Here is a 23,259-nt window from a genome sequence, read left to right as displayed (position 1 = left end):
GTATGCTCCGAAACGAAGTCGCCCGACCACGGTTCGACGTCGGAAGAGGTGCATCCGCGCATGAGCGAGGCCGAGGCGGAACGGAAAGCCGGGCTCCCGGGACTGTCCGGCGGCCGGTTCGCGGTCACGCCCGAACTGGCGTCCGCGACGTACGCGAAGCTCGGCGAACTGCAGGACGTCGTCGGCGAGATGGTCCGCGAGGCCGCGGTGCTCGGCCGGTCGGTGCCGCTGGGCGGCGGGTACGCCGGCGAGGTCGGCGCGTTCATGGCGAAGTACGGCCTCGGCCGCGACGGCTCGGCGGTCGACCGGCTCACCGCGTTCGGCAAGGAAATCGCCGGGCTCAAGCAACGCATCGGCGGCGCGCTGGAGAAATACCGCGACCAGGACGGCGAGGCCGCCGAGGGCGTGGACTGCACCGGTGGCTGACCGTCGCGCGGCGCGTGCCGCACTCCTTCTTCCCGTCGGACTCGCTGTGCTGTCGGTGGTTTCATGCGGCCGCATGCCGGGCATCTCCCACGCCGCCCCCGCCGACGGAGGTCCGCCGCCTCCGACGTCCTCGGCCCCGTCGCTGGCCAAGCTCGACCCGTGCACGCTGCTCTCGCCGCAGGACCGGTCGTCGGCCGGGCTCACCGGGCAGGGCAAGCCCAAGACGATCGGCGAGGCGCGCGCCTGCGACTGGACGGTGCCCTCGACCTTCGGCGTCACCGTCACCCTCGACGAGACCAACGGCCTGGCCAACCTCGACCTCTCCGACGGCAAGCGCACCAAGAAGGACGTCGGTTCGCACCAGGCGGTGCAGGTGTCCCGCCCCCGCGGCGCGTGCGCGGTGCTGCTCGACGTCGGCGGCGCGCAGAGCGTCCAGGTCGACGTGACCAACGCGAACTTCGCCGACTCCGCGCTCGCCTGCTCGCGGGCGGGCGACGTGGCCGGACTGCTCGAGCCGAAGCTGCCGTGAACCCGTGCGAGGAGGAAAGTCGTGACCGACACCCCGGCTGAGTCCCCGGCCCCCGAGCCGGCGGTCCGGTACGAAGCGTTCAGCCACGCGGCGCTGGCCGCGCAGGCGGTCGACGGCAACGACCCGGCCGCGGCCGGCGAATCGGGCGCCCGGTGGGCCGGGCTGGCGCAACGGCTCGAGGACTCGATCGGCGGGCTCGTCGCGTTGTCCGCGGGCAGCGAGGAAACCTGGCAGGGCGACGCGGGCGACGCGATGCGGAAGGTGCTCGGCAAGGCTTCCGGCTGGCTCGCCGAAACGTCGGTGGTGTCGGCGAAAGTCGGGGAAGCCGTCCAGGGACAGGCCGAGGTCGCCGCCCGGGCGCGCGCGGACATGCCCGCGCCGGTGGACTTCGACCCGGCGGCGATGATCCGTTCCGCCGCCGCGAGCGGGAGCCTGGTGCAACTGGCCGGGCTCTCGTCGGCGATGGACCGGCGGCGCGCCGAAGCCGAGGCCGCCCGGCAGAAGGCGATCGACGTCCTGCGCACCCGGGACACCGCGCTGCGCGGGCTCCTGCCCGAAGGCGAGTTCCCCGCGGTCCCGCCGCTGGGCGCGGGGCCGGCTTGATCAGCCTGTCGGCATCCGCGTTCGACATCGTCTGGGCCGACCTCGGCCTCGCCGCCCCGCCCGCGCCGCTGGCGGTGCGCAGCGTGGGGGAGACCGACGCCGACCGGTCCGCGATCCGCGCGGAGGTCTACCGCAACCTCGGCGAACGCGGCCTCTTCGACGGCAGGCTCGACGCCGGCCTCGAGAACAGCCTGCGCGTGCTGGCGTCCGCGGAGCGGTACGTGGAATGCGAGGCGCTCGCCGACATGACGGCCGACGAACCGTTCCGCGCGGTCGCCGCGCTCCGGGGACGCGCCGCCGTGCTGGCCGTGCAGCCGGCGCGGACGATCGGCGTGCGCGGCATCGGCGAAAGCGAGCTGGCCTCGGCGATCGTCGACGTGCTGCCCGAACTCTCGGCCGGTCCCGGCTACGGCGTCCGGCTGCCCGCGACGGGCGAGCCGCCCGGCGGCGCGCAGGGGGAGGAGCTGCGGGCGATCCAGTCCCGGCCGGTGTACGCGGCGGGCCAGTTCACCGTCCACGTCCGCGACCGGGCGGGCAAGCTCGTCAGGGCAGGCGGACTGACGTGGTTCGACACCGACGCCGGGGCGTATTCGGCGGTGTGCTCGCCGGGGCGCGGCGGACAGGAGTGGGTGACGGTGTCCCCGGTGGACAGCCCGCGGCTGGCCGAGCGGGTCATGGAGCTGGTGCCCCGCTGACCCCCGCGCTCTGAAGCGGACGGTTCTCCACTCGCCCCCACCCGGGCCCCCACCCGGCCCCACCCGACCTGGCGCATCGGTCCCCACCCCGCCCCACGGTGCCCGTCCGAGGTGGCGCGACGGCTCCCCGCCCTGCCCCCACCAGGCCCCGCCGCGGTTCCCCCACCGCGCTCCACCCGCGTCCCCACCGGCCCCCACCGGTTCCCCCACCAGCCCCCACTTCGGGTCCCCACGCTGCCGAAACGCGGACGTTTCAGACCTTCCGAGGTTGCGAGAAACCCCGGTGCGGGGGATCTTCGCCACGGTCCCCCCACCCGGCCCCCACCTGGACCCACCTCCGTGACCTGCGCAAACGCACCACCCGACGGAGTGGCACGGCCGCGGGACGCGTTGACTGTGGTGAAAAGTGGGGTACGGTGGTGCGCAGTGGGGCGGAAGGGAGCCCCCGAGCCGGAACCGGGCGGGGAGCCAACCGGATCCGGTAGGGAGGTGGAGGCCGGTGTTCCTCGGCACCCACACCCCGAAGCTGGACGACAAAGGGCGGCTCACGCTGCCCGCGAAGTTCCGCGAAGCCTTGGCCGGCGGGCTGATGGTCACCAAGGGGCAGGACCACTGCCTCTTCGTCTTCCCCCGTGCCGAGTTCGAGCAGATGGCCAGGAAGGTCGCCGAAGCCCCGTTCACGAACGAGGCGGTGCGGGCCTACCAGCGCTACCTGTTCGCCGGGACGGACGAGCAGCGTCCGGACGGGCAAGGGCGCGTCGCCATCGCGCCGGAGCTGCGTCGGTACGCGGGGCTCAACAAGGAGTGCGTGGTGATCGGCGCGATCACCCGGCTCGAGATCTGGGACGCCCAGGCGTGGCAGGGCTACCTGGACGAACACGAGGACAGCTACGCACAGGCTCGGGAGGAAGTACTGCCGGGCGTCTTCTAGGAGGCGCCCCGGGCGCACCTGTGTCGTCGGGGGACGCGGGTACGCCGTTCGACGCGGATGCCGTGAGGCCTCTGTCCGCTCTTTGACCCTGGCGCACCTTCCCCGGTGCCAGGTCAGCAAGCGGGCGGGCAGGGACCTGACGGCATCCGCCGCATCTTCCCCGGTTACGCACGCGGCAGAAAGGGGGAGACATGACGGACTCGGCCGAGCACGTTCCGGTGCTGCTGGACCGCATCGTCGAGCTGTTCGCCCCCGCGCTGGCCGACCGCGACGCCGTCCTGGTCGACGCGACCGTGGGCCTCGGCGGACATTCCGACGCGCTGCTTTCCGCGTTCCCCCGGCTCCGGCTGATCGGCCTCGACCGCGATCCGGCCGCGCTCGAGCGCTCCGCGGAGCGGCTCGCGCGGCACGGCGACCGCGTCGATCTGGTCCACACTGTCTACGACGGACTTCCCGAAGCGGTGTCCGGACTGGGACTGTCCCGAGTGGACGGAATCCTGTTCGACCTCGGCGTCTCCTCGATGCAGCTCGACCGCGCCGAACGCGGGTTCGCCTACTCGCAGGACGCGCCGCTGGACATGCGGATGGACCCGACCACCGGGTTCACCGCGGCCGACGTGCTCAACACCTACGCGCCCGGCGAGCTGATCCGGATCCTGCGCGACTACGGCGAGGAACGCTTCGCGCAGCGGATCGTGCGCGCCGTCGTGGCGGAACGCGAGAAGGAACCGTTCACCCGCAGCGGCAGGCTGGTCGAACTGCTCTACTCCGCGGTGCCCGCGGCGAGCAGGCGCACCGGCGGGCATCCGGCGAAGCGCACCTTCCAGGCGCTGCGGATCGAGGTCAACGGCGAGCTGGAAGTGCTGCGCCGGGCGATGCCCGCGGCGCTGGGCACGCTGGCGATGAACGGCCGGATCGTCGTCGAGTCCTACCAGTCCCTCGAGGACCGGCTGGTCAAGCAGGCGCTCGCGGAACGGGCGAAATCCCGGACGCCGGAAGGGCTTCCGGTCGAACTGCCCGGGCACGGGCCGGAACTGAAGCTCCTCACCCGGGGAGCGGAGAAAGCCGGCGAGAGCGAGATCGAGCACAACCCGCGGGCCGCCTCGGTGCGGCTGCGCGCAGCACAACGGATCGGAGAGCCGCGATGACCGCACCTACGAAGTCCCGCCGCTCGTCGTCGACCGCTGCGGAGCGGGCACCGCGGAACACCGTCACCGAGACGGAATCCCCGGCACGGCGGCGCACCACGGCGGCCGAGCGCGCGTACGCCCGGCGGGCGCAGCGCGCCGACCTGCTGCGGCAGCGCGCGCCGAAAAAGCCGGTCGCGCAACCGGAAACCGTCGAGACGAAGACCGTCCGCACGCGGCTGCGGCTGCGCTGGCCTCGGTCGCGGGCGTCGTTCGTGCTCGTGATGATGGGGCTGCTGGCGGTCGGGGTCGCCGCGACGCTGTGGTTCACCACGCAGGCGATCGCCGATTCGTACCGGCTCGAAAAACTGCGCACGGACAACGCTTCGCTGATGGAGACGAAGGACCGGCTGGAGCGCGAGGTCGCGAAGGCCCAGTCCCCGGCGTCTCTCGCGCCCGCGGCCAAGCAGCTGGGCATGGTGCCCGGCGGCGACCCGGCGCGCATCGTGGTCGGCAAGGACGGCAAGACGACCGTCGTCGGCGAACCGAAGAAGGCCCAGCCGGACGAGCAGGACGCGGTCGCGCCACCGGCGCAGCAGCCGGCCGCTCCGCCGGAGGGCGGAATCGAAGGCGACCTGTCGGGCACGCCCGCGGGGACCGCGGGAGGGCAGTGATGGCGGCAGGCGGCAGCAGCCGTTCCCGGGCGGCGGGCAGCGCACGGCGGACTTACGCCGCGGGCACCCGCCGCGCGGTCGCGAAACGGGGCAACGGCGGACAGCGCAGCCGGTTTTCCGCGGTGCGCATCATGCTCGTGGTGCTGATGGTGGTGGCGGGCGCGAAACTGGTGCAGGTGCAGTGGTTCGAGGCGCCCACGCTGTCCGCGGCGGCCGAACGCCAGCGCACGCTCACCATCGACATCCCGGCGCAGCGCGGGTCCATTGTGGACCGCAATGGCTCGAAGCTGGCGTTCAGCGTGGAAACCCGCACGCTGTCGGTGAATCTGCGCGCGCTGCACAAGTCGATGGACGAGTACGCGAAGAAGTACCCGGACAAGGGCCGCAACTTCGAAACCGAGGTCGCCGGCGCGGCGAAGCTGATCGCGCAGAAGGTCCCGCACCTGACGACGGAGGCCGAACAGCTGGCGCTGCTGCACAAACAGCAGTCCTTCACCTACCTCGTCGACAACGTCGAGCCGTCGGTGGCCGACCAGATCGTCAAGAAGTACGCGTGGATCAGCGTGGAGAAGCGCGCCAAGCGCGAGTACCCGGGCGACACGCTCGCGTCGAACATCGTCGGCCTGTCGAACTGGCGGATGGACGACCCCGACGTGTCGAAGCACAACCTGCACGGCGTGGTCGGGCTGGAGAAATCGCGCGACGCGGACCTGGCGGGCACGCCCGGCCGCGAGATCGTGAACACCCAGAACGGCAACGACAATCTGTACCTGCCGGGCACCGAGCACGTGCTCACCGCCGCCGTCCCGGGCTCCGATCTCCAGCTGACCATAGATTCCGACCTGCAGTTCGAACTGCAGCGCCAGCTGAGCGACTACGTCGCGAAGGCGAACGCCAAGGGCGGCCAGGCGGTCATCATGGACGCGAAGACGGCCGAGGTTTACGCGCTCGCCGACTCCAGCACGTTCAACCCGAACGACCCGTCCACGATCAAGCCCGACCTGCTGAACAACCGGCCGGTCACCACGCCGTACGAACCCGGTTCGGTGAACAAGGTGGTCACCGCGACCGCGGCGATCGACGACAAGATCGCCACACCCACCTCGACGCTGGAGGTGCCGGGCTCGATCAAGGTCGCCGACCGGACGGTGCACGACGCGTGGTCGCACGGAACGCAGACCTTCACCACCACCGGCGTGTTCGCGAAATCCTCCAACGTCGGCACGCTGGAACTGGCCCAGCAGGTCGGCCCGGACCGGTACCTGGAACTGCTGAAGAAATTCGGCATCGGGCAGAAGACCGGCATCGGCCTTCCCGGCGAGAGCTCCGGCTACGTGCCGCCGCGCAAGGACTGGTCGGCGTCCACGTTCGGCAACCTGCCGATCGGGCAGGGCCTTTCGATGACCGTCGTGCAGATGGCCGGGATGTACCAGGCGATCGCGAACGACGGCCTGCGCGTCGAACCGCGGATCGTGAAGGCGAAGAAGAACCCGGACGGCACCGTGACGCCGGAAGCGCCGCCGAAGACCGAGCGCGTGGTGAGCCCGGAAACCGCGAAAACGGTGCGGGACATGCTGCGCGCGGTGGTGCAGAACGCGAAGAGCCCGAACGCGGGCACCGCGCCGTCGGCCGGGCTGGAGGGCTACCAGGTCTCCGGCAAGACCGGCACCGGCCAGCAGATCGACCCGCGCACCAAGGCGTACAGCTCGAGCCTGGCGAACATCACCTTCGCCGGGATCCTGCCCGCCGACCACCCGCGGTTCGTCGTCGGCATCCGGCTCGACGCGCCGGACACCACGTTGCCCATCGGGCATTCCGCGGGCCCGCTGTTCCACTCGATCGCGTCGTACCTGTCGCAGCGGTACCAGATTCCGCTGTCCGACGGGCCGTCGCCGGTGGTGCCGCTCGTCGTCGGCTGACCGCCGCGCCTTCCCAACTCGCAGGTCCGTGAGGGGAACCCTGCGGGAATCAGATTCCCGCAGGGTTCCCCTCACGGCCTTCCACAGCGCCGGAACGCGCCCGTCGGCCGGGGAGAACTCCGCGTACCGTCGGCGCCGCGCCCCCTGCCGAGGGAAACCCCAATGCCACATTGGGTGCGTCCCACGCACCCAATGTGGCATTGGTTGCGCTCAACGCACCCAATGCCACATTGGGGTCGCGGGTCGCGAGAAATGCGGTACCGGAGAACGCGATGCGGGCGCGGCGGAGCGGGCGATCGTCCACACGGGCCGGTGCGGCGCCGGGGAAAGGGTTGCGCCGCAACGATCTTGCCCGCCCCGCCTACCACACCCGCGGCGGGGACGCGCGTTCGCCGTACCGCGTTGGGTCACCCGGATCCGGCCTCGGTAACCTCTCCGGCGTGTCCGTGTCCTCGTCCCAGCCCCGAAGCGGGCCCGCTGCCGCGTCGCTGCCGGACAGCCCGGCCAAGGCGGCCGCCGCGCCGCCCCGCCCGGCCCGGATCGACCCGGTGCCGCTGGCCACTCTGCTCGCCCGTGCGGGAGCCCGGCTCATCGCCGACCGTCCCGAGGCCGCCGACCTCACCGTCACCGGCACCACGCTGCGTGCGCAGCACGTGCTCCCCGGTGACCTGTTCGCCGGCCTCCCCGGAGCCCGCGCGCACGGCGCCGACTTCAGCGACCAGGCCCTCGCCGCCGGAGCCGCGGCCGTCCTGACCGACCCGAGCGGAGCCGACCGGCCCGCGCTGCGCGACGCGCCGGTGCCCGTCCTCGTGCACCCGGACCCGCGCGCCGCGCTCGGCGAGATCGCCGCGTGGATCTACGGCGAGCCGTCGCTGCACCTGTCCGTCCTCGGCGTCACCGGCACCTCCGGCAAGACCACCACCTCCTATCTGGTCGACTCGGGACTGCGCGCCGCCGGGCGCACCACCGGCCTGATCGGCACGGTCGAGACCCGGATCGCCGGCGAGCGCCTGGCCAGCGGGTTCACCACGCCGGAGGCCCCGGACCTGCAGGCGCTGCTCGCGGTGATGCTGGAGCGCGGCGTCACGCACGTGCCGATGGAGGTGTCCAGCCACGCGCTGGCGCTCGGCCGGGTCAACGGCACCCGGTTCGCGGTCGGCGCGTTCACGAACCTCTCGCAGGACCACCTCGATTTCCACAAGGACATGGAGGAGTACTTCGCCGCCAAGTCCCTGCTGTTCGACGGCCGGTCGACCACCGAGGTCGTCGTCGTGGACAGCGCGTGGGGACAGGCGCTGCTCACCCCGCAGACGGTGACCGTGTCGATCGAAGCCGGCGCCGACGCCCTGTGGCGCGCCGCCGACATCGAGGCGACCCCGGCGGGGGAGCAGACCTTCACGCTGCTCGGGCCGGACGGCCTCAGCCGCGCGGCGAAGATCCCGCTGCCCGGCACGTTCAACGTCGCCAACGCGGTGCTCGCCGCGGCGATCCTGGCCAGCGCTGGCATCGACGCGGACGACATCGTCGCCGGGCTCGCCGCGGTGGAGGTGCCCGGCCGGATGGAGCGGGTCTACCTCGGCCAGGAGTTCACCGCGGTGGTCGACTACGCGCACAAACCGGCCGCGGTGGCCCAGGGCCTCGACGCCCTGCGCGCCCGCACCGAAGGCCGGATCATCACCGTGCTCGGCTGCGGCGGCGACCGCGACACCGCGAAGCGCCCGATGATGGGCGAGGCGGCGGTGCGCCGCAGCGATCTCCTGATCGTCACCGACGACAACCCGCGTTCGGAGGACCCGGCCGCGATCCGCGCCGCGATGCTCGCCGGGGCCCGCGCCGTCGGGCCCGCGGCGGGCGGCGAGGTGCTGGAGATCGCCGACCGGCGCGAGGCGATCGCGCACGCGGTGTCGCTCGCCGGGCCGGGCGACATCGTCCTGATCGCAGGCAAGGGCCACGAGACCGGCCAGGAGGCCCAGGGTGTGGTGCACCCGTTCTCCGACCGGGACGAGCTGGAGGCCGCCATCCGCAAGCGTCTCGAGGTGACCGCGTGATCGAGCTGAGCCTGGCCGAGATCGCCGACGTCGTCGGCGGCAGGCTGCACCGCACCGACGGATCCGCTGTCGTGACCGGCAGCGTCGAATTCGACACGCGCAAGCTGGGCCCGGGCGGGCTGTTCCTCGCCCTGCCCGGCGAACGCGTCGACGGGCACGATTTCGCCGCGAAGGCGGTCGAGGCCGGCGCGGTCGGCGTGCTGGCCGCGCGGGAGGTCGACGCCCCGGCGATCGTCGTGCCGCCGCTGCCGCCGGGACAGGCCAACTCCGGGTCGGTCGCGCTGACCGGCGACACCGACGGCTCCGGCGCCGCCGTGCTGGCCGCGCTGGCCAAGCTCGCCCGGCACGTCGTCGACCGGCTGGCCGCGGGCGGGCTGACCGTCATCGGCGTCACCGGCTCGTCCGGCAAGACCTCGACCAAGGACGTCATCGCGCAGCTGATCGAGCCGATGGGCCCGACGGTCGCGCCGCCCGGGTCGTTCAACAGCGAGCTGGGCCACCCGTGGACCGCGCTGCGCGCCGACGCCTCGACCAAGTTCCTCGTGCTGGAGATGTCCGCGCGCGGGGTCGGGCACATCGCCGCGGCCGCCGAGACGACGCCGCCGCGGATCGGCGCGGTGCTCAACGTCGGCAGCGCGCACGTCGGCGAATTCGGCTCGCGCGAGGGCATCGCGAAGGCCAAGGGCGAGCTGGTCGAGGCGCTCCCGGAAGACGGCCTCGCGGTGCTGAACCTCGACGACCCGCTGGTCGCGGCCATGGCGAGCCGCACCAAGGCCCGCATCGTCGGCGTCGGGGAGTCGGCCGGGGCGCAGATCCGGGCCGCCGACATCACGGTCGACGCCGAGGCCCGTCCGTCCTTCCGGCTGATCACGCCCGAGGGCGAGGCCCCGGTGACGCTGCCGCTGCATGGCGAGCACCACGTCGGCAACGCGCTGTCCGCCGCCGCCATCGCGCGCGAGCTGGGCGCGACCACCGAGGAGATCGCGCAGCGGCTGTCGTCGCTGCAGCGGCGCTCGGAGCGGCGGATGGAGGTCACCACCCGCGCGGACGGCGTCACGATCCTCAACGACTCGTACAACGCCAACCCCGAATCGGTCCGGGCCGGGCTCAAGGCGCTGGCCTCGATGAGCCGCTCCGGCCGCCGCGCGTGGGCGGTGCTCGGCGTGATGGGCGAGCTGGGCGAGGACTCGGTGAACGCGCACGATTCGATCGGGCGCCTCGTGGTCCGGCTCAACATCGAGAAGCTCGTCGTGGTCGGCCAGGAGGCCGCCGCCATGCACCAGGGCGCGTTCCAGGAGGGGTCCTGGGGCGAGGAGTCGGTGCTGGTACCCGATGTCGAGGCCGCGGTCGCCGTGCTGCATGATCAGCTCCGTCCCGGGGACGTGGTGCTGGTCAAGGCGTCCAAGGCCGCCGGTCTGTGGCGGGTGGCCGAAGCGCTGCTGGCCGATCCGGAAACGAACACCGACCCCTCTCTCCTGAACTCCGAACGCTCGAACGGTGGTCACGCGTGATCAACATCATGATCGCGGCCGCGGCGGGTCTGCTGGTCTCGATCCTGCTCACGCCCTACCTCATCCGGGTCTTCTCGCGGCAGGGCTTCGGCCAGGAGATCCGCGAGGAAGGCCCGCAGGGGCACAAGTCGAAGCGCGGCACGCCGACCATGGGCGGCGTCGCGATCATCATCGCGATGGTCGTCGGCTACTTCGTCGCGCACCTGATCACCTGGATCAGCAACTCGCGCTCGGCGGCGCCCTCGGCGTCCGGCCTGCTCGTGCTGATGCTCGCGGTCGGGCTCGGCCTGGTCGGCTTCCTCGACGACTTCATCAAGATCCGCAAGCAGCGCAACCTCGGCCTGAACAAGACCGCGAAGCTGGTCGGCCAGCTCGTGATCACCATCCTGTTCGCGGTGCTGTCGCTGCAGTTCGCCGACTCGCACGGGCTCACCCCGGCGTCGCAGAGCCTGTCCTACGTGCGCGACCTGGCGCTGATCACGTTCCCGTCGGTCGTGTTCGTGATCTTCTGCTACATCGTCATCTCCGGCTGGTCGAACGCGGTGAACTTCACCGACGGCCTCGACGGGCTGGCCGGCGGCGCGGCGGCGATGGTGCTCGCGACGTACGTGGTGATCTCGTTCTGGCAGGCCCGGCTCTCCTGCTCGACCCAGCCGCTCCCGGCCTGCTACGACGTGCGCGACCCGCTCGACCTCGCGGTCGTCGCGGCCGCGGCCACCGGGGCCTGCATCGGGTTCCTGTGGTGGAACGCCGCGCCGGCGAAGATCTTCATGGGCGACACCGGGTCGCTCGCCCTGGGCGGCCTCGTCGCCGGGCTGTCCATGACCACCCGCACCGAACTGCTCGCCATCGTCATCGGCGGCCTGTTCATGGTCGAGATGATCTCGGTGGTCACGCAGATCGCGGTCTTCCGCACGACGCGGCGGCGGCTGTTCCGGATGGCGCCCTTCCACCACCACTTCGAGCTGGCCGGGTGGGCGGAAACCACGGTGATCATCCGGTTCTGGCTGCTCTCGGCGATCTGCTGCATGTTCGGGCTCGGGCTGTTCTACAGCGAGCAGCTCAACTTCGGGAGCTGACCCCTTGGAGCTTGAGGGCAAACACGTTCTGGTCGCGGGCGCCGGAGTCACCGGGAAATCGGTCGTCCCGGTGCTGCGAGAGCTGGGCGCGCGGGTCACGGTCACCGACGGCAACGCCGAGCGGCTCGCCGAGCTGGAAGGCCTGGGCGCCGAGCTGGTCCCGGGCCTGACCGAACCCCCGGCGGACACCGCGCTCGTCGTGACCAGCCCGGGCTGGCGGCCGACGTCCCCGCTGCTGGTCGCGGCGGCCGAGGCGGGCGTCGAGGTGATCGGCGACGTCGAGCTGGCCTGGCGGATCGGGCAGCTGCGCGAGCATCCGCCCGCGTGGCTGGTGATCACCGGCACGAACGGCAAGACGACCACGGTCGGGATGCTGGAGTCGATCCTGCGCGCGGCCGGGGCGGACGCGGTGGCCTGCGGCAACGTCGGCTATCCGGTGCTCGACGCGGTGCGCGGCGGGCACCAGGTGCTGGCCGTCGAGCTGTCGAGCTTCCAGCTGCACTGGTCGTCCACGATCGCGCCGGACGCGTCGGTTGTGCTGAACCTCGCCGAGGACCACCTGGACTGGCACGGCTCGATGGAGGAGTACGCCGCCGCGAAGGGCCGCGTGCACCAGCGTTCGCGCGCCGTCGTGCACAACGTCGACGACCCGTGGTCCACGCGGATCGCCGAGGAACACGCGCCCGACGGGGCCCGGCGGATCGGGTTCGTGCTCGACACGCCGCGCGCCGGGGAGCTGGGCCTGGTCGAAGACCTGCTGGTGGACCGCGCTTTCGGGGCCGACCCGGAGACGAGCGCGGAGGAACTGGCCGAGATCGCCGACGTCCGCCCGGCCGGACCGCACAACCTCGCGAACGCGCTCGCCGCGGCCGCGCTGGCCCGCGCGCACGGGGTGTCGCCCGCCGCGGTGCGGAAGGGGCTGCGCGCGTACGAACCCGCGCCGCACCGCGCGGTGGAGGTCGCCGAGATCGGCGGCGTCCGGTACGTCAACGACTCGAAGGCCACCAACCCGCACGCCGCGCTCGGCTCGCTGCTCGCGCACGAAAGCGTGGTCTGGATCGCCGGGGGACAGCTCAAAGGCGCCTCGGTGGACGACCTCGTCGCGGCGGTCGGCGGACGGCTGCGCGCGGCCGTCCTGCTGGGTGTCGATTCCCCCGTGATCGAAGCCGCTCTCGCGCGACACGCGCCGGATGTCCCGTGCAACCGCCTCCTTCCGGGTGACGATGAGCCCATGACTGCGGCGGTGAATGCGGCCAGCGCCCTGGCTCGTCCTGGTGACGTGGTGCTCCTCGCGCCCGCCGCCGCCTCGCTGGACATGTTCCGCGGCTACGGAGCGCGCGGCGACGCGTTCGAAGCCGCGGTGCGTGCGCTGGCCGAAGGCGCGGCGGGGGCGGCGGATGACAGTCGTTGACGGCGACAAGCCGCGGCCTCGGCGCATTCGCCGGGAAAGCCCGTTCGTCGCGCTCCGCACCGGGCTGACCGCCTGGCTTTCGCGGCCGCTCGCGTCGTTCCACCTGGTCCTCGCGCTGACCGGCATCCTCACCGTGATCGGCGCGGTGATGGTGCTGTCCGCGTCGTCGGTGGCCTCCTACAACCCGAAGACCGGCAGCGGCGTGTACTCGCTGTTCTTCCGGCACCTGATGTTCGTCGCGATCGGCGGGATCGTGTTCTGGATCGGCCTGCGGGTGCGGCTCGAACGCGTGCGCCGGATGTCGGCGACCATGACCGTCGCCTGCCTTGGCCTGCTGCTGCTCGTGCTGACGCCGCTCGGGTCGACGGTGAACGGCTCGCAGGGCTGGTTCAAGCTCGGCGTGTTCACCTTCCAGCCGGTCGAGGCGGCGAAGGTGGCGCTGGCCTTCTGGGGCGCGCACATCCTGGTGATCAAGTACAACGTGCTGAACCAGTGGCGGCATCTGCTCGTCCCGGTGGTGCCGGTGGCGCTGCTGATGTTCGCGCTGGTCATGCTGCAGCCCGACCTCGGCGGCACGATCACGCTCGCGGTGGTGCTGCTCGGCCTGCTGTGGTTCGCCGGCGCGCCGAAACGGCTGTTCGGGGTGATCCTGGCCGGCGGCCTGAGCGGCGTGCTGGTGCTGGCGATCATCGCGCCCTACCGGCTCGCCCGGGTGATGTCGTTCCTGTCGCCGGACGCGGACACCTCGGCCGAGGGGTTCCAGGCGAACCAGGCCAAGCTGGCGCTCGCCGACGGCGGGCTGTTCGGCAAGGGGCTCGGGCAGGGCGCGTCGAACTGGGGCTACCTGCCGAACGTGCAGAACGACTTCATCTTCGCGCTGATCGGCGAGGAACTGGGCTTCGTGGGCTGCGCGGTCGTGCTGGCGCTGTTCGCCGGCGTGGCCGTGGTGGGCCTGCGCATCGCCACGCGCAACATCGACCCGTGGATCCGGATCGTCGCGGGCACGCTGACGGTCTTCCTCGTCGCGCAGGCGGCCATCAACATCGGCTACGTGGTCGGGCTGCTGCCGGTCACCGGCGTCACGCTGCCGCTGATCTCCTACGGCGGCACGTCGCTCGTGATCACCATGCTCATCATGGGAGTGCTGGCCAACGCCGCGCGGCACGAACCCGAGGCGGTGGCCGCGCTGCGCTCGCACGGGCCGGGTAAATTCGGACGCCTGCTGCGGCTGCCCGCGCCCGATCCGTACCGCCCGCCGTCCGCCCGCAAGGGCACGCGCGCCGCGGGGAACGGGACGAGGGCGGCCCGGCCGGCGCCGCGTGCGGCCCGGCCCGCACCGGCACAGGAACGCCGCCGGTCGGCGCGGCGGAGTACAGCGAACCGCGGTGCCCGGAGCACCGCGAACCGGAGAGGTCATCGGTGAGCAAGCCCGTCAAGGGAACGCAGCGGTCGGCAGCGGGCCGGGCGCCGGTCGTGGTGGTCGCGGGCGGGGGCACCGCCGGGCACATCGAGCCCGCGCTCGCGCTGGCGGACGCCGTGAAGCGGCTGCGCCCGGACGCCGAGGTGGTCGCCCTCGGCACGGAGCGCGGCCTGGAGAACAAGCTCGTGCCCGCGCGCGGGTACCCGCTGGAGCTGATCCCGCCGGTCCCGATGCCGCGCAAGCCGACGCCGGAGCTGCTCCGGCTGCCGCTGAAGGTGCGCGATTCGGTCCGCCGCACCCGCGAGGTGCTCGACCGGGTGCACGCGGACGTCGTGGTCGGCTTCGGCGGATACGTCGCGCTGCCGGCGTACCTCGCCGCGCGCGGCCGCACGCCGATCGTGGTGCACGAGGCGAACAAGTCGGCCGGGCTGGCCAACAAGGTCGGCGCCCGCTTCGCGTCCCGCGTCGCGGTCGCGGTGCCGGGCACGCCGCTGCCGAAGGCCGAGGTGGTCGGCATTCCGCTGCGCCGCTCGATCACGTCGCTGGACCGGGCCGCGCTGCGCGCTGAAGCCCGCGAATTCTTCGGGCTGGACCCGGACGCGCCGACGCTGCTGGTGTTCGGCGGTTCGCAGGGCGCGGCGTCGATCAACTCCGCGGTGTCCGGTGCGGCGAAGGACTTCGCCGAGGCGGGCGTCGGCGTGCTGCACGCGCACGGCCCCAAGAATTCCCTTGCCGTACAAGAGTTTCCCGGCCGCCCGCCGTACGTGCCGGTGCCGTACCTGGAGCGGATGGACCTGGCCTACGCCGCGGCGGACGCGGTGGTGTGCCGGTCCGGCGCGATGACCGCGGCCGAGATTTCCGCGGTCGGGCTGCCCGCGGTGTTCGTGCCGCTGCCGCACGGCAACGGCGAGCAGGCGGTCAACGCCCGGCCCGCGGTCGACGCCGGCGCGGCGCTGATGGTCGCCGACGCCGACCTCACCGCGGCGAAGGTCGCCGAGCTGGTGATCCCGCTGGTGACCGACGCCGACCGGGTCGCGCGGATGAGCGCGGCCGCCGTCGGGCTCGGCCACCGCGAAGCCGACGAGACCCTCGCCCGCATCGTTTTGGAGGCCGCCGGTGCCTGACACGCCCGAACTGCCCGCGCAGCTGCGCCGGGCGCACCTGATCGGGATCGGCGGGGCCGGGATGTCCGGCATCGCGCGGATCCTGCTCGCCCGCGGCGCGGCCGTGTCCGGGTCGGACGCCAAGGAATCGCGCGCGCTGCTTTCGCTGCGCGCGCAGGGCGCGACGCTGTTCGTCGGCCAGACCGCGGACAACCTCGCCGAGCTGGCCGAACCGCCGTCGGCGGTCGTGGTGTCCACCGCGATCAAGGAGACCAACCCGGAACTCGCCGCGGCCCGCGAGCGCGGCATCCCGGTGCTGCACCGCGCGCAGGCGCTGGCCGGGCTGATGGCCGGGCACCGCGTCGCGTGCATCGCGGGAACGCACGGCAAGACGTCGACCACGTCGATGCTCACCGTGGCGCTGCAGAACTGCCGGATGGACCCGTCGTTCGCGATCGGCGGCGACCTCAACGAATCCGGGGCCAACGCGCACCACGGCGAGGGCGGCGTGTTCGTCGCGGAGGCCGACGAGAGCGACGGGTCCTTCCTCACCTACACGCCGTCGGTGGCGGTGGTGACGAACGTCGAGCCGGACCACCTCGACCACCACGGCACCGCCGAGGCGTACGTGAAGGTGTTCAGCGACTTCGTCGGCCAGATCGAGCCGGGCGGGCTGCTGATCGTGTGCGCGGACGACGAGGGCGCGGCCCGGCTGGGCGAGGAGGCCGCCGCCGCTGGGGTGCGGGTGCGGCGCTACGGCCGTGCCGCTTCCGGCGAGGGCGACGTGCGCGTGCTCGACTACACGCCCGCGCCGGACGGCGGCGTCGTGCGGATCGCGCTGGACGGCGAAGAACACGACCTGCGGGTCGCGGTGCCGGGCGAGCACATGGCGCTCAACGCGGTCGCCGCGCTGCTCGCCGGGCTCGAACTCGGCGCGCCGCTGGACGGCATGGCCGCCGGGCTCGCCGCGTTCGGCGGGGTGCGCCGCCGGTTCGAGTTCAAGGGCCGCGCGGGCGACGTCCGCGTGTACGACGACTACGCGCACCACCCGACCGAGGTGGCCGCGCAGCTGCGCGCGGTGCGCACGGCGGCGGGCAACGGACGGGTCGTCGTGGTGTTCCAGCCGCATCTGTACTCGCGTACGCAGACTTTCGCCGCCGAGTTCGCCGAGGCGTTGTCGCTGGCGGACGAGGTCGTGGTGCTCGACGTGTTCGGCGCGCGCGAGGAGCCGGTGCCGGGCGTGACCGGCGCGCTGATCGCCGGCCGGGTGACCGTTCCGGTGCACTACCAGCCCGCCTTCGACGTGGCCGCCGGCCTGGTCGCGGACCTCGTCCGGCCGGGCGACCTCGCGATCACCATGGGCGCGGGCGACGTGACGCAGCTGGGCCCGGAGATCCTGGCCGAGCTGGACCGGAGGGCCGCAGGGGCATGACCGGGACCAGGCAGCGCCGTCGCTCGCCCGCGCCGCGCGCGGGCGAGGAGCAGCGTGCTGCCCTGGCCCGGGAACGGCGGGGGCGGCGGACCGAGGAGGAACGGCAGCGCACCCGCGCCCGCACCGCCGCGCGGTCGGGCCGCACGAAGCGAGCCGCCGCCCGGAAGTCGCGGCCCACGCGCGGCAAGGAGATCCGCCGCCGGTGGGTGGCGCTGCTGACCGTCGTCACCTTGGGGGCGCTGGGGTACCTGCTGTTCTTCAGCTCGCTGCTCTCGGTGAAGACGATCGAGGTGCAGGGCGCGAAAACCGTGTCGGTGGACCAGATCCGCGCGACCGCGGCGGTGCCGCCCGGACAGCCGATGCTGCGCGCGGACGTCGACGGGATCCGCGACCGGGTGGCGCAGATGCCGGGCGTCGCGACGGTCGACGTGTCCCGGTCGTGGCCGACGACGCTGGAGATCGCGGTGACCGAACGGACCCCGATCGCGTTCTTCGACAGCGGCCCCGGCGGCGACGGGGTGCATCTCGTCGACGGCGGCGGGGTCGTGTTCAAGACGGTGAAGACCCGTCCGGTCGGGCTGCCGGAGCTGAAGCTGCCGAAGGTGTCGGTCGACGATCCGGTCACCCGCGCGGTGACCGCGGTGCTCGGGGTGCTGCCGGAGCAGTTGCTGAAGCAGACGACGACGGTCACCGCGCAGACGCCGGCGAGTGTCGAGTTCACGCTGTCCAGCGGCAAGACCGTGCGGTGGGGGAACGCGGAGAACACCGACCGCAAGGCGAAGGTGCTGGCTGCGTTGCTGACGCAGCAGGGGAAGATTTACGACGTTTCCGCGCCGGAGTTGCCGACTATCACCTCGTGAGGCCCGCGTGCCGGGCCGCTCTTCCGGTTGGGTTGGCGGTCTTTTCTCGTATGCCGTACGCTTGTTGAGTTCGTACGCCATACGAGAAGGTGGGGGCATGACGGTTCTGGTGACGGGTGCGACCGGCAACGTCGGGCGGCTGGTGGTGGACGAGCTGGTGGCTCGCGGGGTGCCGGTGCGGGCGTTGACGGTGGATCCGGAGCGGGCGGCGTTGCCGGACGGCGTCGAGGTGGTGGTCGGGTCGCTGGCTCGGCCGTCGACGTTGCCTGCTGCGCTGGACGGGGTCGAGGCGGTTTATCTGGCTCCTTATGCGCGGACTGTTTCGCGGTTTTGCGAGTTGGCCGCGCGGGCGGGGATTCGGCGGGTGGTTGCGTTGTCTGGGTCCAGTGTGGGGGATACGCATCCGGCGTCCAGTGGGCATGGGTTTGCTGCGGTCGAGGATGCGGTGCGGGGCGGTGGGTTTGACTGGACGTTTTTGCGGCCTGGGGCGTTTATGACGAATTCGCTGGGGTGGGCTTCGTGTGTTCGGGAGCGGGGGGAGGTTCGGTCGGTTTATCCTCGGGCTACTCAGACGCCTATTGATTTGGGGGATATTGCTGCGGTCGCCGCGCAGGTTTTGGTTTCCGAGGGGCAGGTGGGGCGGATTTACGAGTTGAGCGGGCCGGAAGGGATTTCTCTCGCTGAGATGGCTGCGGCTATTGGGGGTGCCTTGGGGAGGGAGTTGCCGTTTGTGGAGTTGACTCCGGAGGAGCAGGTTGCCGAGTGGGTTGCGGCTGGGTATCCGGAGGGGGTTGCGTCGTGGTTGCTGGAGAATTTCGAGGTTACTGAGCGGGAGCCTCAGGTGCCTACTGGGGTGGTGGAGGAATTGCTGGGGCGGGGTGGGGTTTCTTTTGCTGACTGGGCTAAGGTCAATGTCGCTGCGTTTTCCTGAGCTGGGGGCGGCTCGTCGCCTGGCGGCGACATTGCCGCTTTAGGGGGGTTGCGTGGGCACCCCGATTTTTTAGTGTGACTACGGCGCTGGGGTGCTTGTCAAGGCGGGAAAGATGCCTTGACAAGCACCCCAGCGCCGTGTTTTTGGCTTCGTATCGGGGCGGGGGAGGTGTGGGTGCCCTCGTTTTGGGTGCATCGGCTGCGGGTTGTTTGTCTTAGTTGGCGTTTTCTATTAGTGCTAGGTCTCTTGTGCAGAAGTTGTGGTGTTCGAAGGTTTCGTTGAGGACTGTGCCTAGGCATTGGCGTACTGTGCGGCCTCTCGCGTAGGGGGGCCAGACGTCGTCGTCGGGGACTGGGGCGGGGGCGGCTAGTTGTGCTGGGGTGGCGGTGGCTAGCCAGGCTTCCAGTTCTGCGGTTTGTGCGTTGCGTGCGTGGACGATTTCGTCCAGGGACGGGGATTGCGAGAGGTCGATTCCGTGTGCTTCGCGGTAGGGCTCTGCGTCTGGTCCGATGCCCATGGGCGTGAAGAGGTCCGTCGACCCCAGGCAGCAGCGGCGGAACCAGGAGTCGTGGACGAAGACCAGGTGGCGCAGGGTTTGCGCGGCCGACCATTCGTCGTTCGCGGAGCGGTGTTCGATGCCGGGGGAGCGGCGGATTCGCTCGATGGTCGCGGTCCAGGAGGCGGTGAGCTGGCGGGCGGCCTCTCGGAGGTCGGCCAGGTCGTCGGAGCGGATCAGGGTGCGCACGGGGTGGCGGCGGTCCAGTTCGGCTTCTACGTAGGCGCTGACTTCGACGCCGTTCACCACGAGGTTGGAGACTAGGCCGTCGATCACGGCGTCTTGCATGACCACGCCGATCAGGCGCGCTCCGGTCAGGTCGCACTCGCGGAATTCCGCGTCGTGCAGGTCCTCGTCGACATATCTTTTCATGATCCGCATCGTAGGAGCGACCACCGACAAAACCGGCGGGCTCGAGCTGCGAGGCGGGGGACGTGAGGGGAACCCTGAGGGACTCAGAGTCAATGAGGGTTCCCCTCACGGAAAACGCGGGAGGGTCAGGCCAGTGCGGCGTCCAGGGTGATGGTGGTGCCGGAGAGGGCCTTGGAAACCGGGCAGGTCTTTTCCGCGGTGCTGGCCAGTTCGGCGAACTGCTCGGCGGTGACGCCGTCCAGCTTCGCGCGCAGCGTGACCGCGATGCCGCTGATTTCGAAACCGCCGCCGTCGGCCGGGCCGAGGGTTGCTTCGGCGGAGACGTCGATGTACTCGGCCTCCAGGTTCTGGGATTCCAGCACGCCGGAGAGGTTCATCGCCAAGCAGCTCGAGTGGGCGGCGGCGATGAGTTCCTCGGGGCTGGTCCGGCCGTCCGGATCGCCCGCCCGGGTCGGGAAGGACACCTCGTAGGTGCCCAGGTTCGACGAGTCGAAGGTGACCTCGCCCTTGCCTTTCTGCAGTCCGCCGGTCCAGTGGGTGGTCGGGTCGCGGCTGGGCATCGCTGTCTCCTTGAAGCGGTCGACAATGGGGTACGTCCGCAACGGTAGTGCGCAATTACATTGTGCGCAAGCTAAATCGCGAAAAGAAGTGGCCGGGTGCGGCAGACTGCGAGACGTGACCGATGCTCCCGAACGCCCTGACCCGCCCATGGCGGGGGACGAGCGCACCCAGCTCACCGGCTTCCTCGACTTCCTGCGCGCCAGCGTCGTGTGGAAATGCTCCGGGCTCACCGACGAACAGGCCCGCCGGACGCACGTGCCCAGCGCGCTGACCACGATCGCCGGGCTCCTGTGCCATCTCACCCTGGTGGAGAACTACTGGTTCCGCGTCGTCCTGGACGGGCAGCCGGACGAGTGGGCCGATCGGCTCGAGATCGACCGGGACGCGGAGTTCCGACTCGGCTTGGAGCTGCCGATGACCCAGCTGATCGCCGATTACGAGGCCGAAGCCGAGAAGTGCCGGGAGGTCGTCGCGGCGAGGGGGTTCGACGACACGGTCCTGTTCAAGGGGGACCGGCCGCTCACGGTGCGCTGGGTCGTCGCGCACATGATCGAGGAGACCGCGCGCCATCTCGGGCATCTTGACCTGCTGCGCGAGCTGACCGACGGTCTCACCGGGGAGTGAGCCTCGATCGCGCACAGCTGGTCGACGACCTCGAACTGCTGCGCGCGACCGTGGCGGGGAAGTGCGCCGGGCTCACCGACGAACAGGCCCACTGGCCCGGCGAGCGGATGACCGCCGCCGGGATTCTGTGGCATCTCGCGTTGGTGGAGAACGCCTTGCTCGACGTCGTGGTCACCGGACAGCCGGAGCGCTGGGCGGAGCGGCTGGCGGCGGGGCGGGAAGCTGCTTTCGAGGTAGGCTTCGACCTGCCGATCGACGAGGTGCGCCGCGCTTACCGGGACAGCGTCGAGCTGTGCCGCGAGGCCCTCGCGGAGCGGTCGTTGGCCGATCCGGTGGCGTTCGAGGGCGACCGGCTGCTGACGGTCGAAGCGGTGGTCGAGTACCTGGTGCAGGAGACCTCGCGGCACCTCGAGTTGCTGCGGGGCCTCACCGGGGAGTGAGTTTCTTCGGCGGCAGCGGGAAGAAACCGCTGGTGCGGGCGATGTAGTCGGCGTAGCCGGGGCGAGTCTGCCGCAGGCCTTTCTCCAGCATCGGCTTGCCGGTGCCGCGGGCGAGGGTGAAGGTCATCGCGACCGGGGAGAGGATCGTCGCCGCGCCGGGCCACGTGGAGCACGCCAGCAGGTAGAGGCCCCACCAGACGCACGCGTCGCCGAAGTAGTTCGGGTGGCGGGTGTAGCGCCAGAGGCCGGTGTCGAGGACTTGGCCTCGGTTGGCCGGGTTCGCGCGGAAGCGGCGGAGTTGCTCGTCGCCGACGGTTTCGAAGGCGAAGCCGACCAGCCACCCCAGTACGCCGAGCCAGGCGGTGAGGCCGAAACCCTTGCCGGACATGGCGAACTGCACCGGCAGCGAGACGAACCAGAGGACCGCGGCCTGCATCAGGTACGTCCGCACGAAGATCCGGAATCCGGGATTCGCGCCGGCGCGTTCGACGATCTGCTGGTAGCGCGGGTCTTCCGGCTTGCCGCGGTTGCGCAGGTGCAGGTGGACGGCCAGGCGCACGCCCCAGACGACGGTGAGCGCGGCGGTCGTCAGACGCAGGGCGAGCGGGCCGGTGCCGAAGGGGAACGAGACCACGGCGACGAGGGCGAAACCCAAGCCCCAGAACGTGTCGATGGTGTCGTAGCGGCGGCGCAGGCGGGCGATGCCGAACGTGAGGGTCACCGCGAGCAGGGTGACTCCGGCGGTGAGGCCGAGCAGCGCGATCATGCCCACTCCCTCGTCCACGGCATGCCGGAGCGGCCGTCCGCGTCCGGTCGCACGGCGAGAATCTGGTCGACGCCCATGCGGTTCTCCTCGAAGGCGAGCGCGCCGCCGACCAGGTACAACCGCCAGATCCGGGCTCCTGCCTCGCCGATCAACGCGACGGCCTCGTCCCAGTGTTGTTCCAGGGTGTCGGCCCACGCTCGCACCGTCGGGACGTAGTGCTCGCGCAACGCGTGTACGTCGCGGATCTCGAAGCCTGCGGTTTCGAGGTGGCCGAGGGTGCGGCTGAGCGGGCGCATGGTCATGTCGGGGGCGATGTAGCGCTCGATGAACGCGCCGCCGCCGGGGGCCACCGCGCCGCGGGACATCTGTTGCAGCAGCAGGCGTCCGGTGGGTTTGAGCATCCGGAACAACGTGCTGGCGTAGACCGGGTAGTTGTCCTCGCCGACGTGTTCGCCCATCTCGACGGACGCCACGGCGTCGAAGGACTCTCCGGCGAGTTCCCGGTAGTCCTGCCGCCGGACCTCGACGCGGTCGTCCAGATCGTGCTGCGCCAGCCGGGTTTTGCCGTGCTGCGCCTGCTCGGCGGAGATCGTGACCCCGACGGCCTCGACGCCGTGGTGCTTCGCCGCGTGGACGAGCAGGGAACCCCAGCCGCAGCCGACGTCGAGGAGGCGCATGCCCGGTCGCAGGCCGAGTTTCCGGCAGATCAGCTCGAGTTTGTCGTGCTGGGCGCGGGCGAGGTCGGCGGTTCCGGACCAATAGCCCGACGAGTACGCCATCGAATCGTCCATCAGCAGCTGGTAGAAGGCGTTCGACAGGTCGTAGTGGTGCGAGATCGCCGAGCGGTCCCGGTCGAGGGTGTGCGGCTTCCCGCGCAGCCGGGCCTCTTCGGCGGGCGGTTTCGGCGGCAGGCCGAACACCCCGAGCCGGGCGGCCAGGCGGATGGCTTCGCCGAAGTCCCGTGCGGACAGCTGCGGCCGGTATGCCCAAGCCCGGCGGAAGCCTTCGGTCAGATCGCCCTCGACGTCCAGGTCGCCCGAGACGTAAGCCCGGGCCAGGCCCAGTTCGCCGGGGGAGTAGAGGAGCCAGCGCAGCGCGCGGCGGTTTTTCAGCACGACGGTCGGCCCGGGCGGCCCCGCCCGGCGCCCGTCCCAGGTGCGGACGGCCACCGGGAGCGGGCCGCCGAGGACGCGTTCGGCGAATTCGGCGAGTCGGTGAGCTGCGGATTTCGGCATGCGGGG

Annotated in this window: 23 protein-coding genes; 19 read left to right on the top strand and 4 right to left on the bottom strand. The window is 71.5% G+C overall.

Annotated elements, in window-relative coordinates:
• Positions 1–60: 60 nt before the first annotated feature.
• The 17 genes from CU254_RS24655 (at position 61) to CU254_RS24570 (ending at position 18,699) form a co-directional block, all read left to right on the top strand.
• Positions 61–426: a hypothetical protein gene (locus tag CU254_RS24655; protein WP_037717878.1), complete on the top strand. Its 366-nt coding sequence runs from the start codon at positions 61–63 to the stop codon at positions 424–426.
• Positions 419–955 (top strand): DUF3558 family protein, encoded by a 537-nt coding sequence (locus CU254_RS24650; RefSeq protein WP_009080395.1) that lies wholly within the window; start codon positions 419–421, stop codon positions 953–955. The genes CU254_RS24655 and CU254_RS24650 overlap by 8 nt, the downstream gene beginning before the upstream one ends.
• 21 nt (positions 956–976) lie before the next feature.
• Positions 977–1,558: a PPE domain-containing protein gene (locus tag CU254_RS24645; RefSeq protein ID WP_037714690.1), complete on the top strand. Its 582-nt coding sequence runs from the start codon at positions 977–979 to the stop codon at positions 1,556–1,558.
• Positions 1,555–2,253 (top strand): ESX secretion-associated protein EspG, encoded by a 699-nt coding sequence (locus tag CU254_RS24640; protein ID WP_037714684.1) that lies wholly within the window; start codon positions 1,555–1,557, stop codon positions 2,251–2,253. Before CU254_RS24645 ends, CU254_RS24640 begins: the two co-directional genes overlap by 4 nt.
• Positions 2,254–2,752: 499 nt before the next feature.
• Positions 2,753–3,184: a division/cell wall cluster transcriptional repressor MraZ gene (gene mraZ / locus CU254_RS24635; protein WP_009080393.1), complete on the top strand. Its 432-nt coding sequence runs from the start codon at positions 2,753–2,755 to the stop codon at positions 3,182–3,184.
• A 191-nt stretch (positions 3,185–3,375) separates the two neighbouring features.
• On the top strand, positions 3,376–4,332 hold the full coding sequence (rsmH, locus tag CU254_RS24630) for a 16S rRNA (cytosine(1402)-N(4))-methyltransferase RsmH (RefSeq protein ID WP_009080392.1): 957 nt from the start codon (positions 3,376–3,378) through the stop codon (positions 4,330–4,332).
• Positions 4,329–4,985 (top strand): hypothetical protein, encoded by a 657-nt coding sequence (locus tag CU254_RS24625; RefSeq protein ID WP_009080391.1) that lies wholly within the window; start codon positions 4,329–4,331, stop codon positions 4,983–4,985. The genes rsmH and CU254_RS24625 overlap by 4 nt, the downstream gene beginning before the upstream one ends.
• Positions 4,985–6,904: a penicillin-binding protein 2 gene (locus CU254_RS24620; RefSeq protein WP_009080390.1), complete on the top strand. Its 1,920-nt coding sequence runs from the start codon at positions 4,985–4,987 to the stop codon at positions 6,902–6,904. The genes CU254_RS24625 and CU254_RS24620 overlap by 1 nt, the downstream gene beginning before the upstream one ends.
• A 488-nt stretch (positions 6,905–7,392) precedes the next feature.
• Positions 7,393–8,952 carry a UDP-N-acetylmuramoyl-L-alanyl-D-glutamate--2,6-diaminopimelate ligase gene (locus CU254_RS24610; protein ID WP_009080389.1) on the top strand — a complete coding sequence of 520 codons (1,560 nt, stop codon included), beginning with the start codon at positions 7,393–7,395 and terminating at the stop codon, positions 8,950–8,952.
• Positions 8,949–10,463 (top strand): UDP-N-acetylmuramoyl-tripeptide--D-alanyl-D-alanine ligase, encoded by a 1,515-nt coding sequence (gene murF / locus CU254_RS24605; protein ID WP_037714683.1) that lies wholly within the window; start codon positions 8,949–8,951, stop codon positions 10,461–10,463. Before CU254_RS24610 ends, murF begins: the two co-directional genes overlap by 4 nt.
• Entirely contained in the window at positions 10,460–11,542 is a 1,083-nt protein-coding gene (gene mraY, locus CU254_RS24600) for a phospho-N-acetylmuramoyl-pentapeptide-transferase (RefSeq protein WP_009080387.1), read from the top strand. Before murF ends, mraY begins: the two co-directional genes overlap by 4 nt.
• A gap of 4 nt (positions 11,543–11,546) precedes the next feature.
• Positions 11,547–12,953: a UDP-N-acetylmuramoyl-L-alanine--D-glutamate ligase gene (gene murD, locus CU254_RS24595; protein WP_009080386.1), complete on the top strand. Its 1,407-nt coding sequence runs from the start codon at positions 11,547–11,549 to the stop codon at positions 12,951–12,953.
• Positions 12,940–14,376, top strand: coding sequence for a putative lipid II flippase FtsW (ftsW, locus tag CU254_RS24590; protein ID WP_009080384.1), 1,437 nt, complete (start codon positions 12,940–12,942; stop codon positions 14,374–14,376). Before murD ends, ftsW begins: the two co-directional genes overlap by 14 nt.
• Positions 14,373–15,497 carry an undecaprenyldiphospho-muramoylpentapeptide beta-N-acetylglucosaminyltransferase gene (murG, locus tag CU254_RS24585; RefSeq protein WP_009080382.1) on the top strand — a complete coding sequence of 375 codons (1,125 nt, stop codon included), beginning with the start codon at positions 14,373–14,375 and terminating at the stop codon, positions 15,495–15,497. The genes ftsW and murG overlap by 4 nt, the downstream gene beginning before the upstream one ends.
• Positions 15,490–16,908 (top strand): UDP-N-acetylmuramate--L-alanine ligase, encoded by a 1,419-nt coding sequence (gene murC, locus CU254_RS24580; RefSeq protein WP_009080381.1) that lies wholly within the window; start codon positions 15,490–15,492, stop codon positions 16,906–16,908. The genes murG and murC overlap by 8 nt, the downstream gene beginning before the upstream one ends.
• Complete coding sequence (locus CU254_RS24575) at positions 16,905–17,768, top strand: cell division protein FtsQ/DivIB (RefSeq protein WP_009080380.1); 864 nt, start codon at positions 16,905–16,907, stop codon at positions 17,766–17,768. The genes murC and CU254_RS24575 overlap by 4 nt, the downstream gene beginning before the upstream one ends.
• A gap of 97 nt (positions 17,769–17,865) precedes the next feature.
• A complete protein-coding gene (locus CU254_RS24570; protein ID WP_100266863.1) occupies positions 17,866–18,699 on the top strand; it encodes an NAD(P)H-binding protein in 834 nt (277 codons plus the stop codon).
• Between the two features lie 214 nt (positions 18,700–18,913).
• Here CU254_RS24570 and CU254_RS24565 read toward each other — a convergent pair whose 3' ends face one another.
• Both CU254_RS24565 and CU254_RS24560 read right to left on the bottom strand, forming a co-directional pair.
• Complete coding sequence (locus CU254_RS24565; protein ID WP_037717873.1) at positions 18,914–19,627, bottom strand: DinB family protein; 714 nt, start codon at positions 19,625–19,627, stop codon at positions 18,914–18,916.
• A 125-nt stretch (positions 19,628–19,752) separates the two neighbouring features.
• Positions 19,753–20,187, bottom strand: a complete 435-nt coding sequence (locus CU254_RS24560; protein ID WP_009080374.1) for an OsmC family peroxiredoxin — start codon at positions 20,185–20,187, stop codon at positions 19,753–19,755.
• A 115-nt stretch (positions 20,188–20,302) separates the two neighbouring features.
• Here CU254_RS24560 and CU254_RS24555 point away from each other — a divergent pair, with 115 nt between their 5' ends.
• Both CU254_RS24555 and CU254_RS24550 read left to right on the top strand, forming a co-directional pair.
• Positions 20,303–20,812, top strand: coding sequence for a DinB family protein (locus CU254_RS24555; RefSeq protein WP_009080373.1), 510 nt, complete (start codon positions 20,303–20,305; stop codon positions 20,810–20,812).
• A complete protein-coding gene (locus CU254_RS24550) occupies positions 20,809–21,252 on the top strand; it encodes a DUF664 domain-containing protein (RefSeq protein ID WP_009080372.1) in 444 nt (147 codons plus the stop codon). The genes CU254_RS24555 and CU254_RS24550 overlap by 4 nt, the downstream gene beginning before the upstream one ends.
• Here the strand turns inward: CU254_RS24550 and CU254_RS24545 are convergent.
• Positions 21,239–22,018, bottom strand: a complete 780-nt coding sequence (locus tag CU254_RS24545) for a DUF1295 domain-containing protein (RefSeq protein WP_199785970.1) — start codon at positions 22,016–22,018, stop codon at positions 21,239–21,241. The genes CU254_RS24550 and CU254_RS24545 overlap by 14 nt on opposite strands.
• The gene (locus tag CU254_RS24540; RefSeq protein ID WP_037714681.1) at positions 22,015–23,253 is read right to left on the bottom strand and encodes a cyclopropane-fatty-acyl-phospholipid synthase family protein; all 1,239 of its coding nucleotides are present in this window, start codon (positions 23,251–23,253) and stop codon (positions 22,015–22,017) included. The genes CU254_RS24545 and CU254_RS24540 overlap by 4 nt, the downstream gene beginning before the upstream one ends.
• Positions 23,254–23,259: the final 6 nt, after the last annotated feature.

Source organism: Amycolatopsis sp. AA4 (assembly GCF_002796545.1).
GTDB lineage: Bacteria > Actinomycetota > Actinomycetes > Mycobacteriales > Pseudonocardiaceae > Amycolatopsis.
This window is presented reverse-complemented; position numbering and strand designations above follow the sequence as displayed.

What these genes read in the sequence shown, in the direction of transcription:
- CU254_RS24570 (WP_100266863.1), top strand. Translation starts at nt 17,866, where the DNA reads ATGACGGTTCTGGTGACGGGTGCGACCGGCAACGTCGGGCGGCTGGTG.
- CU254_RS24625 (WP_009080391.1), top strand. Translation starts at nt 4,329, where the DNA reads ATGACCGCACCTACGAAGTCCCGCCGCTCGTCGTCGACCGCTGCGGAG.
- CU254_RS24620 (WP_009080390.1), top strand. Translation starts at nt 4,985, where the DNA reads ATGGCGGCAGGCGGCAGCAGCCGTTCCCGGGCGGCGGGCAGCGCACGG.
- CU254_RS24575 (WP_009080380.1), top strand. Translation starts at nt 16,905, where the DNA reads ATGACCGGGACCAGGCAGCGCCGTCGCTCGCCCGCGCCGCGCGCGGGC.
- CU254_RS24545 (WP_199785970.1), bottom strand. Translation starts at nt 22,018, where the DNA reads ATGATCGCGCTGCTCGGCCTCACCGCCGGAGTCACCCTGCTCGCGGTG.
- rsmH (WP_009080392.1), top strand. Translation starts at nt 3,376, where the DNA reads ATGACGGACTCGGCCGAGCACGTTCCGGTGCTGCTGGACCGCATCGTC.
- ftsW (WP_009080384.1), top strand. Translation starts at nt 12,940, where the DNA reads ATGACAGTCGTTGACGGCGACAAGCCGCGGCCTCGGCGCATTCGCCGG.
- CU254_RS24560 (WP_009080374.1), bottom strand. Translation starts at nt 20,187, where the DNA reads ATGCCCAGCCGCGACCCGACCACCCACTGGACCGGCGGACTGCAGAAA.
- CU254_RS24655 (WP_037717878.1), top strand. Translation starts at nt 61, where the DNA reads ATGAGCGAGGCCGAGGCGGAACGGAAAGCCGGGCTCCCGGGACTGTCC.
- CU254_RS24540 (WP_037714681.1), bottom strand. Translation starts at nt 23,253, where the DNA reads ATGCCGAAATCCGCAGCTCACCGACTCGCCGAATTCGCCGAACGCGTC.
- CU254_RS24565 (WP_037717873.1), bottom strand. Translation starts at nt 19,627, where the DNA reads ATGAAAAGATATGTCGACGAGGACCTGCACGACGCGGAATTCCGCGAG.